Origin of the sequence: Streptomyces sp. NPDC058773, from assembly GCF_042746015.1 — a bacterium.
Taxonomy (GTDB): Bacteria; Actinomycetota; Actinomycetes; order Streptomycetales; family Streptomycetaceae; genus Streptomyces.
Window position 1 is genome coordinate 64,531 of record NZ_JBHYPE010000036.1, and the last position, 10,767, is coordinate 75,297.

The 10,767-nt window shown below is 69.4% G+C and carries 10 protein-coding genes and 2 tRNA genes; 4 read left to right on the forward strand and 8 right to left on the reverse strand.

Going from position 1 to position 10,767, the window contains the following annotated elements; all coding sequences use genetic code 11:
• Positions 1–38: 38 nt before the first annotated feature.
• The 4 genes from ACFW5B_RS26590 to ACFW5B_RS26605 all read right to left on the reverse strand — a co-directional run bounded on the left by ACFW5B_RS26590 (position 39) and on the right by ACFW5B_RS26605 (position 3,380).
• Positions 39–716 (reverse strand): ATP-dependent Clp protease proteolytic subunit, encoded by a 678-nt coding sequence (locus ACFW5B_RS26590; RefSeq protein ID WP_386444521.1) that lies wholly within the window; start codon positions 714–716, stop codon positions 39–41.
• Positions 717–781: 65 nt separating this feature from the next.
• On the reverse strand, positions 782–1,384 hold the full coding sequence (locus ACFW5B_RS26595; RefSeq protein ID WP_362606955.1) for an ATP-dependent Clp protease proteolytic subunit: 603 nt from the start codon (positions 1,382–1,384) through the stop codon (positions 782–784).
• A gap of 296 nt (positions 1,385–1,680) precedes the next feature.
• Positions 1,681–3,069: a trigger factor gene (gene tig, locus ACFW5B_RS26600; RefSeq protein WP_386444489.1), complete on the reverse strand. Its 1,389-nt coding sequence runs from the start codon at positions 3,067–3,069 to the stop codon at positions 1,681–1,683.
• A 234-nt stretch (positions 3,070–3,303) separates the two neighbouring features.
• Positions 3,304–3,380: transfer RNA gene (locus ACFW5B_RS26605), tRNA-Pro, on the reverse strand.
• 182 nt (positions 3,381–3,562) lie between these two features.
• Between ACFW5B_RS26605 and ACFW5B_RS26610 the strand changes: the two genes are divergently transcribed.
• Both ACFW5B_RS26610 and ACFW5B_RS26615 read left to right on the forward strand, forming a co-directional pair.
• Positions 3,563–3,633: transfer RNA gene (locus ACFW5B_RS26610), tRNA-Gly, on the forward strand.
• A 108-nt stretch (positions 3,634–3,741) separates the two neighbouring features.
• Complete coding sequence (locus tag ACFW5B_RS26615; protein ID WP_386444492.1) at positions 3,742–4,119, forward strand: arsenate reductase family protein; 378 nt, start codon at positions 3,742–3,744, stop codon at positions 4,117–4,119.
• Between the two features lie 38 nt (positions 4,120–4,157).
• Here the strand turns inward: ACFW5B_RS26615 and ACFW5B_RS26620 are convergent, their stop codons facing one another.
• Entirely contained in the window at positions 4,158–4,352 is a 195-nt protein-coding gene (locus ACFW5B_RS26620) for a hypothetical protein (protein ID WP_159745942.1), read from the reverse strand.
• A 675-nt stretch (positions 4,353–5,027) separates the two neighbouring features.
• On the opposite strand from ACFW5B_RS26620, the gene ACFW5B_RS26625 reads away from it, so the two are divergent.
• The gene (locus tag ACFW5B_RS26625) at positions 5,028–6,191 is read left to right on the forward strand and encodes an acyltransferase family protein (protein WP_386444495.1); all 1,164 of its coding nucleotides are present in this window, start codon (positions 5,028–5,030) and stop codon (positions 6,189–6,191) included.
• 30 nt (positions 6,192–6,221) lie between these two features.
• Here ACFW5B_RS26625 and ACFW5B_RS26630 read toward each other — a convergent pair whose 3' ends face one another.
• From ACFW5B_RS26630 to ACFW5B_RS26640, 3 genes are all read right to left on the reverse strand, one after another.
• Positions 6,222–7,328, reverse strand: a complete 1,107-nt coding sequence (locus ACFW5B_RS26630) for a PP2C family protein-serine/threonine phosphatase (RefSeq protein ID WP_386444498.1) — start codon at positions 7,326–7,328, stop codon at positions 6,222–6,224.
• A gap of 247 nt (positions 7,329–7,575) precedes the next feature.
• On the reverse strand, positions 7,576–8,397 hold the full coding sequence (locus ACFW5B_RS26635) for an Fpg/Nei family DNA glycosylase (RefSeq protein WP_386444501.1): 822 nt from the start codon (positions 8,395–8,397) through the stop codon (positions 7,576–7,578).
• Between the two features lie 70 nt (positions 8,398–8,467).
• Positions 8,468–8,953 carry a ribose-5-phosphate isomerase gene (locus ACFW5B_RS26640; RefSeq protein ID WP_386444504.1) on the reverse strand — a complete coding sequence of 162 codons (486 nt, stop codon included), beginning with the start codon at positions 8,951–8,953 and terminating at the stop codon, positions 8,468–8,470.
• A 210-nt stretch (positions 8,954–9,163) separates the two neighbouring features.
• On the opposite strand from ACFW5B_RS26640, the gene ACFW5B_RS26645 reads away from it, so the two are divergent.
• Positions 9,164–10,618, forward strand: a complete 1,455-nt coding sequence (locus tag ACFW5B_RS26645) for an amino acid permease (protein ID WP_386444507.1) — start codon at positions 9,164–9,166, stop codon at positions 10,616–10,618.
• The last annotated feature ends 149 nt before the right edge of the window (positions 10,619–10,767 follow it).

Genomic DNA, 10,767 nt, shown 5'->3' on the forward strand with positions numbered 1-10,767 from the left:
CCAAGGGGGCGGCGCTCCGGCGCATTTCGCGCGGACCGCTAGCCGATCGAAACGGACGACTTCCGCGTCGAGACGATCTGGTCGACCAGACCGTACGCGAGGGATTCCTCGGCGGTCAGGATCTTGTCACGCTCGATATCATCCCGGATCTTCTCGATCGGGGTGGTGGAGTGCTTGGCCAGCAGCTCCTCCAGCTGCGAACGCATCCGCAGGATCTCGTTGGCGGCGATCTCCAGGTCGGAGACCTGACCGCGGCCGGTCTCGCTGTAGGGCTGGTGGATCAGGACGCGGGCGTTCGGCAGCGCCATCCGCTTGCCGGGGGTGCCGGCGGCGAGCAGCACGGCCGCGGCGGAGGCCGCCTGGCCCATGCAGACCGTCTGGATGTCCGGCTTCACGAACTGCATCGTGTCGTAGATGGCGGTGAGCGCCGTGAAGGAACCACCCGGGGAGTTGATGTAGATCGAGATGTCCCGGTCCGGGTCCATCGACTCCAGGCACAGCAGCTGCGCCATGACGTCGTTGGCCGAGGCGTCGTCGATCTGCACTCCGAGGAAGATCACACGCTCCTCGAACAGCTTCGCGTACGGGTCGTACTCGCGCACGCCCTGCGAGGTGCGCTCGACGAAGCGCGGGACGATGTAGCGAGCCTCGGCCCGGGGGCCGGAGTACTCGGATTCGGCGCGCTGGTAGAGGCCGCTGCCGGGGAAGTTGTTCATCGTGGTGTTCACCGTCCTGGTGGCGATCAAGTGGGCTGGGGGCGGAAGGGCGAGTGGTACGGGGCTCAGGCGCCCGTGCCGCCCCCGCCCGGAACGCCGGCGGCGGAGGTCATGACGTCGTCGATCAGGCCGTACTCCTTGGCCTCATCGGCGGAGAACCAGCGGTCGCGGTCGGAGTCCTGGGTGATCCGCTCGACGGTCTGACCGGTGTGGAAGGCCGTCAGCTCCGCCATCCGCTTCTTGGTGTGCAGCAGCCGCTCGGCGTGGATCTTGATGTCGGACGCGGAGCCGGCCAGACCCGCGGAGGGCTGGTGGATGAGGATCTCGGCGTTCGGCAGCGCGAAGCGCTTGCCCGGGGTACCGGCGCTCAGCAGGAACTGCCCCATGGAGGCGGCGAGGCCCATCGCGATCGTCACCACGTCGTTCTTGATGTACTGCATGGTGTCGTAGATCGCCAAGCCGGCCGAGATCGAGCCGCCCGGGGAGTTGATGTAGAGGTAGATGTCCTTGTCCGGGTCCGCGGCGAGGAGAAGCAGCTGCGCCGTGATCTTGTTGGCGATGTCGTCGTCGACCGGCTGGCCGAGGAAGATGATCCGCTCGCCGAGCAGCCGGTTGTAGACCTGGTCGCCGAGGCCACCGAAGGTCGGCTCAGCGGCGGCGGAAGGCATCGGGATCGTCACGTGTCCACCTGCTCGTTGTCGGACGGCCTGGGGCCGTCTCAGCGTCGTCTTCTGGGGCGCGGGGATCAGGCGCCGTATGTCGCCCCGGCGCGGTTTCAGGGACTCCCCTGCCCTCGTATCTACGGACCCTAACGCGCAGGTCGGACAACGCCATCCCGCATCGATAACTGTTCGCTGTGAGCGCAGGCTCACCGGCCCGCAAACGCGTACGGGCCCGAACACGCGGGCGTGCGTGTCCGGGCCCGTATTCAGCGCTCTACGGGAAGGCGCGAGGCAGCCGTGGCTCAGGCCTCGGGCTTCTCGTCCGCGGCCTCGACCTCGGTGCCCTCGGCCTCGGCGACGACGGTCTCGGCGGTCTCGTCCTCGTCGTCGAGGTCGATGACCTCGCCGTTGCTGTCCTTGACCGTGGCGGCCTCGACGACGACCGCGAGGGCCTTGCCGCGGGCGACCTCACCGACGAGCATCGGCACCTGGCCGCCCTCGACGACGGCCTGGGCGAACTGGTCGGGGGACATGCCGGAGGACTGCGCGCGGCGCATGAGGTGCTCGGTGAGCTCCTCCTGGCTGACGTTCAGCTTCTCCTTGTTGACCAGCTCGTCCAGGATGAACTGGGTCTTGATGCCCTTCTCGGCCTGCTCCTTGGTCTCGGCGTCGAACTCCTCCTCGGTCTTGCCCTGGATCTCCAGGTACTTCGCGAGGTCGAGGCCCATCTGGCCGAGCTGGTGGTTGACCAGGTTGTGCTTGCGGGTCTCGATCTCGTCCGCGAGCAGCTTCTCCGGCATCGGCACCTCGACGAGCTTGAGCAGCTCGTCCAGGACCTTCTCCTGCGCCTGGGTGGCCTGGTCGTACTTCTTCATCTGCTCAAGGCGCTTGCGGCTGTCCGCGCGCAGGTCCTCAAGGGTGTCGAACTCGCTCGCCAGCTGCGCGAAGTCGTCGTCCAGCTCGGGCAGTTCGCGGGACTTGACCTCGGTGACCTCGACCTTGACCTCGGCCTCCTTGCCCTCGGCGGAGCCGCCCTTGAGCTCGGAGGTGAAGGTGGCGGAGTTGCCGGCGGTGACGCCGGTGACGGCCTCGTCGATGCCGTCGAGGAGCTCACCGGAGCCGACGGTGTAGGTGACGCCCTCGGCGACGCCGTCCTCCAGGACCTCGCCGTCCACCTTGGCCTCGAGGTTCAGCGTCAGGACGTCGCCGTCCTGGGCGGCGCGCTCGACCGGGGAGGTCGTGGCGAAACGCTCACGCAGCTGCTCGACGGACTTGTCGATGTCCTCGTCCGACACCTCGACGGCGTCGACCTCGACCTCGATGCCGGAGTAGTCCGGGATCTCGAGGGCGGGACGGATGTCGACCTCGGCGGTGAAGGCCAGCAGCTCGCCGTCCTTCAGCTCGGTGATGTCGACCTCGGGCTGGCCGAGGACGTTGAGCTCACCCTCGTTGACCGCCTCGGTGTAGAACTTCGGGAGCGCGTCGTTGACGGCCTCCTCCAGCACGGCACCGCGGCCGAAGCGCTGGTCGATGACGCGCGCCGGGATCTTGCCCTGGCGGAAGCCCTTCACCGTGACCTGCTGGTTGATCTTCTTGTACGCCGCGTCGAGGCTGGGCTTGAGCTCCTCGAAGGGCACCTCGACAGTGAGCCGAACCCGAGTCGGGTTCAGGGTCTCCACGGCGCTCTTCACGGTTCGGTCTCCTTGGGGCTGACTTCTGGGGTTCTGCATGGGATCCGCCCGTATCCGGCTGTTCCGGAACCGGCCGATCACGCCCGGTACACAGACACACGGGCACGCAGCTTGCATAGTAACCGCAAGGAGGATGACGCCCACAACGCGATCTTGAACGGTGGCCGGTCACACGAGGCCGCCACGGTGGGCCGGGGCCGGGCCCGGCTGCTGTCGCCGGGCCTTGCCTGCTGCTGGTCGGGGTGGCCGGATTCGAACCGACGACCTTCCGCTCCCAAAGCGGACGCGCTACCAAGCTGCGCCACACCCCGTCGGTGCGACACGTAGGGTACATGGCCGCGGACGCTCCGGCTGCCAGTTATCGGGGCGGCCGGGGGCGGGACATGGGCGCTCACGCGGCGACGCGCTCCGCCTTCGGGAAGGGATGTGCGGGGCACCGCCACGACCCGCTAGGATGCACTGCGTGCCGGGGTCCGTGCGACCTGTGGCGCTTGCGGGCGTAGCTCAATGGTAGAGCCCCAGTCTTCCAAACTGGCTACGCGGGTTCGATTCCCGTCGCCCGCTCTTCTCGGGGAAGCCCCGGCCGTTCGGTCCGGGGCTTTCCGCTTTCCGGGACGGCCGTCGTGGGCCCGCCTCTTCGCTCCGCGGCCGCGGTTCCATAGGGTGGCCCGCATGGAGATCTGGCTCAATCCCGCGTGTTCCAAGTGCCGTTCCGCCGTGGAAATCCTCGACGAGGAGGGCGCCCACTACACCGTGCGCCGCTACCTCGATGACCCGCCGAGCGCCGAGGACCTGCGGGACGTGCTGACGCGGCTGGGGCTGGAGCCCTGGGACATCACCCGGACCCAGGAAGCCGAGGCCAAGGAGCTGGGGCTCAAGGACTGGGAGCGCACCGACGCCGCGCGCGAGCGGTGGATCGCGGCGCTGGCGGCACACCCCCGGCTGATCCAGCGGCCGATCATCACCGCCGACGACGGTTCGGCGCTGGTGGGACGCAGCGAGGACGCCGTACGCGAGGCGGTGGCGCGGGCCGGGGGCGAAGCCTCGTAGGACGGGACCTTGGGCGGCACGGAGGGCCGGCGGATCACCTAGAAGGTGATGTGGTTGATGGTGTCCGCCAGGGAGTTCAGGAATTTGTTGATGGACGGCGCCACGCCCGTGGAGGCGAGGAAGAAGCCGAACAGTATGGCGACGAGCGCCGGTCCGCCCTTGAGGGACTTCCCTCTGATCAGCACGATCAGGATGATCCCCAACAGCAGCACCACTGACAGCGAAAGAGCCACAACTGATCACAACCCTTGGTCGGAACGCCTCACCGGCCCGGGAGCATGCCGCGCACACCCCCCGGCACCCATCGTGCCACCAACTCCATGCCCACTGCAGGCCGGTGACGAATCATCGGCCAACGCTTTGCCCGATTCCGGTCGCCGGTGGCGGACCGGTGACGCAGAGGCCACGGCAGGGTGTCGTGCGGGTGCCGTACGGGTGCCGCCGGGGCGCCGCACGGGAGGGGCGCCACGGGAGGGTCGCTGCGGGCGAAGGGGCGGCGGGCGCGCGGGCCGCGGCGGGGTAACCAGGGAGCGGGAATTTCCGCCGCCTGACGCCGCATCGATAATTCGCGCCGGCCATTCGACCGATCATTCCCCCGGCATTTTGATCATTGAGCGGCACGGCGGAATTCGAAATTCGTGGTATCCATCACTGCCTTACGGCGCACCCCGAAGGCGTATTAGCATTCGGACATAAGACTAAGGATCGGGACATTCACCCAGAGTCGTTTGCGGGGGATACAGCCCGATTTGGGGTGATGATAGGGGACGAACCGGACGGCTTCGAGGGGCCTCGCCCCGACGATTGCGGATTTTATCGGGGCACTTTCCCGAGCGGCACCCCGCGGAAAAGACAAGGGCTTGCCGCACGGTTTTACGGGCCCGCCGACCGCCGCTATCGTGCGTCAAATGTTTCCCGCTGCCCCGACACCCCGACGCGCCCTGCCTCCTGCCCAGGAGGCGGCGGGCACGGACCGGACCGGGCCCACGGCTCAGCCGTCCGGCGCGCCGGAGGGCGCGGCGGCGCCCGCTCCGAAGTCCGATGGCCGTAACCCGTTCTTCGACAACGCGAAGTACCTGGCCATCGTGCTGGTGGCGATGGGGCACGCATGGGAGCCGCTGACCGACGGCAGCCGGGCGGCCGAGGCGTTCTACATGACCGTCTACACCTTCCACATGCCGGCCTTCATCATCATTTCCGGTTACTTCTCGCGCAGCTTCGACATGCGCAAGGACCGGTTGCAGCGGCTGGTCACCGGGGTCGCGGTGCCCTACGTCCTCTTCGAGACCGCGTATGCGTTCTTCAAGCGCTGGGCGGACGACGACCCCGGGCACCCCATCAGCCTGCTCGACCCGTGGTTCCTGACGTGGTTCCTGGTGGCCCTGTTCATCTGGCGGCTCACGACGCCGCTGTGGAAGATCGTGCGCTGGCCGATCCCGCTCGCGGTGGCCATCGCCGTACTCGCCTCCGTGTCACCGGACATCGGCGACGACCTGGACCTCCAGCGGGTGCTGCAGTTCCTGCCGTTCTTCGTCCTGGGACTGGCGCTGCGGCCGGAGCACTTCAAGCTGGTGCAGCGGCGAGCGGTGCGGATCGCCTCGCTGCCCGTCTTCGCGGCGGCGCTGGTGATGGCCTACTGGGCGGCGCCCCGGATGTCCTCGGCGTGGTTCTACCACCGGGACAGCGCCCAGGAGTTGGGCACCACCTGGTGGGTCGGCGCGGTGATGACCCCGGCACTGTTCGGCTGCTCGCTGGTGCTGGTGGCCTGCTTCTTCGCCTGGGTGCCGACCCGGCAGACCTGGTTCACGGCGCTCGGCGCGGGGACGCTCTACGGCTATCTGCTGCACGGCTTCCTGGCCAAGGGCTCGCGCTTCTGGGGCTGGTTCGACGACTACGCCTGGCTGCACACCCCGCTCGGTGAGATCGCCGTGACCCTGATCGCGGGCGGCATCGTGACGGCCCTGTGCACCCCGCCGGTCCGCAAGGTGTTCCGCTTCGCCATGGAGCCGACGATGGCCTGGGCGTTCCGCAAGGACCCGGCCGATACGGCGCGGGCGCGGGTCAGCGCCTGAGCGCCCGGCCGCCCGGCGCCGCCGTTCCCGTCAGCCGTCCCGGCAGATCAGCAGCAGCGCCCGGTCGTCGTTGACGTCCTTGGCGACGGCCTCGATCAGATGCCAGGCGGCGCCGGCGAATCCGCCGGTGACATAGCGGTCGGCCTCGCCGGTCAGCCGGTCGATGCCCTCGGCGATGTCGCGGTCGGCCGCCTCGACCAGGCCGTCGGTGAACAGCATGAGGACGTCGCCCGTCCGCAGCGTGCCCTTGACCGGGTCGAACTGGGCGCCGTCGTAGACGCCGAGCAGCGGCCCGTCCCCCGCCTTCTCCTCCCAGCGGCCGGTGCCGGCACAGAGCTGGAGCGCCGGCAGATGGCCCGCGGAGAGCAGTTCGTAGTCGCCGGACTCCAGGTCGAGGACGAGGTGGATGGAGGTCGCGAAGCCTTCGTCCCAGTCCTGGCGCAGCAGATAGCCGTTGGCGGCGGGCAGGAAGCCGTGCGGCGGCAGCGAACCGAGCAGACCGCCGAAGGCGCCGGACAGCAGCAGGGCGCGGGAGGCCGCGTCCATGCCCTTGCCGGAGACATCGGTCAGCACCACTTCGAGGATGGTGCCGCCGTGGGTGCGCGAGGCCACCACGAAGTCGCCGGAGAAGGACTGTCCGCCGGCCGGGCGCAGCGCCATCTCGTGGTGCCAGCCCGGCGGCAGCTTGGGCAACTCGCTCTGGACCCGGATGCGTTCGCGCAGGTCGAAGAGCATGGTGCCGCCGCGCCGCCAGGGCACTCCGACCCGGCTGCGGAACTGCGCGATGAGCAGCCCGAAGAGCCCGACCGCGGCGACGACCAGGACCGTGCCCGGAGTGATCCGTTCCGGCCCTTCGTCGTACGGGCCGAACAGCGCGGACTCCACCACCAGCGCGGTCGCCGAAGCGCCGTACAGGACGAGGAGGTTGGCCGGCCGCAACAACAGTCCGCCGGCGATGACCGGCAGGACCAGCGCCGTCGGGGCGATCCATTCGGGCCACCAGAGTGTGCCCGCGGCGATGGCGGGTATGGCGAGGAGCAGGGCGCCGAGGGCGAACCGGTCGGAGCCCTCACCGCGGAAGTAGTCGACACCGGCCTTGCGCACGCCGATGCGGGCCCGGTGCAGACCTTTGTGCATCCGGGCCGTCAGGGTTTCCGTTCCCCGGCCGCTTGTCATCGCTCTCGGACCTTATCCACCCGTTCGGCGGTGCGTCGATTCGCCGCACGTCGGCCTGGAAAATTCCCGGGAAACCCCGTCAGAAATGCGCTCGCGCCGCTATGGAGGCGACTGCCGGCGATCGGCTTTTCGCTGACGGCGCCGCCGGCGCGGGCCGGGCCGGGCCGGGCCGGGTCGGGGAGCTGCGGCCCGGGGGCCGCCGGAGCCGTCAGCCGCCGCCCGTGCCCGGCTGGCACCCCGGGCACCAGAAGAGGTTGCGGGCGGCGAGACCGGCGGTGCGGATCTCGCCGCCGCAGATGTGGCAGCCCTGGTGGGCGCGGCGGTAGACGTACACCTCGCCACCGTGGTCGTCGACCCGGGGCGGGCGGCCCATGGCCTCCGGCAGATGCTCCGGGCGGACGGTGTCGATCCGGTTGTGCCGGACACCCTCGGCCATCAGGAACACCAGATCGGCCCAGAGGGCGTCCCATTCGGCGCGGGTGAGGTCGCGGCCCGCCCGGTACGGGTCGATCCGATGGCGGAAGAGGACCTCGGCGCGGTAGACGTTGCCGACGCCGGCGATGACCTTCTGGTCGAGCAGCAGCGCCGCGATGGTCGTCCGGCTGCGGGAGATCCGCTGCCAGGCACGGGTGCCGTCGTCACCGGGGCGCAGCGGGTCGGGGCCGAGCCGGTCGTGTATCGCGCGCTTCTCGGCGTCGGTGATCAGTGCGCAGGTGGTCGGGCCGCGCAGGTCGGCGTACGCGGAGGGGGTGGCGAGCCGGAGGCGCACCGTGTCGGTGGGCGGCGGGGCGGGGGCTGCGCCGAAGCCGAGCTTGCCGAAGAGGCCGAGGTGGACATGGACCCAGCGGTCCATGCCGAAGCCCAGGAAGAGGTGCTTGCCGTGCGCCTCGGCGCGGGTCATGACCTGGCCGTCGATGAGGGCCGCGCCGTCCGCGAACTTGCCCTGCGGACTGCTCACCCGGACCCGTTCGCCCTCGAAGCGGGAGCGGTGGTCCAGGGCGAGGCGGTGGATCGTATGCCCCTCGGGCACGGAGGTCCTCCAGTGGGCGCGCCCGCCCGCCCCGGCGTCGGGGGCGGGCGGGCGACGGGATGAACGGGGGTCAGCCCTGCGGGTGGTGGGCGGGGATGGCGGGCAGCTCGCCGGTGGTCTCGTAGGCCGAGAGCATCTCGATGCGGCGGGTGTGCCGCTCCTCACCCGAGTACGGGGTGGCCAGGAAGACCTCGATGAACTTGGTCGCCTCTTCCTGGGTGTGCATCCGGCCGCCCACGGAGATGACGTTGGCGTTGTTGTGCTCGCGGCCGAGCTTGGCGGTCTCCTCGCTCCAGGCCAGCGCGGCCCGGACGCCCTTGACCTTGTTGGCGGCGATCTGCTCGCCGTTGCCGGAGCCGCCGATCACGATGCCGAGGCTGTCCGGGTCGGCGGCGGTCCGCTCCGCGGCGCGCAGGCAGAACGGCGGGTAGTCGTCCTGGGCGTCGTAGATGTGGGGCCCGCAGTCGACGGGCTCGTGGCCGTGGGCCTTGAGCCATTCGACGAGGTGGTTCTTGAGGTCGAAACCGGCATGGTCGGAACCGAGGTACACGCGCATGCGATGAGTGTGACACGGGAGCCGTCGGGTAGGCGCGGCTGGGTCTACCCGGGCTTCCTGTACGGAACGCGACTCTGCGCCTTCTGTACGCAAGCACATCACGCATCAATCCAGGGTTTCCCACAACAATCCGGCTGTAGACCTTCCAATCCACGGTTAACGAAGATCTAATGCGAGTGATCCATCCGCGAACCACTAAGGACGGTGCACATGGGCGCGCACCCGCCTACCAGCACAGCGGTTCCGACGACCGGTGACCCCGGAAGCGGACCCACCGGCGGGCAGTCACAGGACGGGCTGCAAGCAGGACTCAAGAACCGCCATCTGTCGATGATCGCCATCGGCGGCGTCATCGGCGCCGGCCTGTTCGTCGGCTCCGGCGCCGGGATCGCGGCCGCCGGCCCGGGCATCCTGCTCTCGTACGCGCTGACCGGCCTGCTGGTCGTGCTCGTGATGCGGATGCTGGGTGAGATGGCCGCGGCCTCGCCCACCTCGGGGTCGTTCTCCGCGTACGCGGACCGGGCGCTGGGCCGCTGGGCCGGTTTCACGATCGGCTGGCTGTACTGGTTCTTCTGGTCGGTCGTGCTGGCCGTGGAGGCGACCGCGGCCGCCGCGATCCTGACCGGCTGGGTGCCGGCCGTCCCGCAGTGGGCCTGGGCGCTGCTGGTGATGATCGTGCTGACCGGTACGAACCTGGTCTCGGTCAGTTCGTTCGGTGAGTTCGAGTTCTGGTTCGCCGGGATCAAGGTCGTCGCGATCGTGATCTTCATCGTGGTCGGCGCGCTGGCGATATTCGGGCTGCCGCCGGGCGGTGACCCGGTCGGGGCGGCGAATCTGACCGGGCACGGCGGCTTCCTGCCGAACGGTCCGGGCGCGATCCTCTCCGGCATGCTGCTGGTGGTCTTCTCCTTCATGGGCAGCGAGATCGTCACTCTGGCGGCGAGCGAGTCGCCCAACCCGGTGCAGGCCGTCCGCAAGGCCGTGAACAGCGTCATCTGGCGGATCGGGCTCTTCTACCTCGGCTCGATCACGGTGATCGTGACGCTGCTGCCGTGGGACGACCCGGCCGTGGCGAAGAGCCCGTACGTGGCCGTGCTGAAGTCGCTGGACATCCCGTACGCGGGCACCGTGATGGACGTCGTGGTGCTGACCGCGGTGCTGTCCTGTCTGAACTCCGGGCTCTACACCGCCTCCCGGATGGCGTTCTCGCTCGGTCAGCGCGGCGATGCGCCGAAGTCGTTCGCCTCCGTCAACAAGGGCGGCGTCCCGGCGGTCGCGATCTACGCCTCGGTCGCCTTCGGATTCATCGCGACGATCTTCAGCTACACCTCCAAGGACACCGTCTTCCAGTTCCTGCTGAATTCGTCGGGCGCGGTGGCGCTGTTCGTCTGGCTGGTCATCTGCCTCTCGCAGCTGCGGATGCGCCGGACCCTGGAGCGGGAGACGCCGGAGCGGCTGACGGTCCGGATGTGGCTGTACCCCTGGCTGACGTACGCGACGATCGGGCTGATCGTCTTCGTCATCGGCTACATGTTCTACGACCCGGACGGGCGCCAGCAGATGGTGCTGTCCGTGGTCGCGGCCGTCGTGGTGCTGGCGGTCGGACTGATCCTGGACCGGCGGCGGCCGCGCGACAAGGACGCGGTCGGAGCCGGAGGCGCATAACGCCGTCCCGGGGCACGGAAAGGGCGGGGCCCGCACCGGATCGGTGCGGGCCCCGCCCATTACGTGCGGTGCCGGCTCTCAGTCGCGGCCGCCCGCCCCCGGCCCGGCCGGTCGCTTATAAACAACAGACCCAGCCGACCACACGAAGA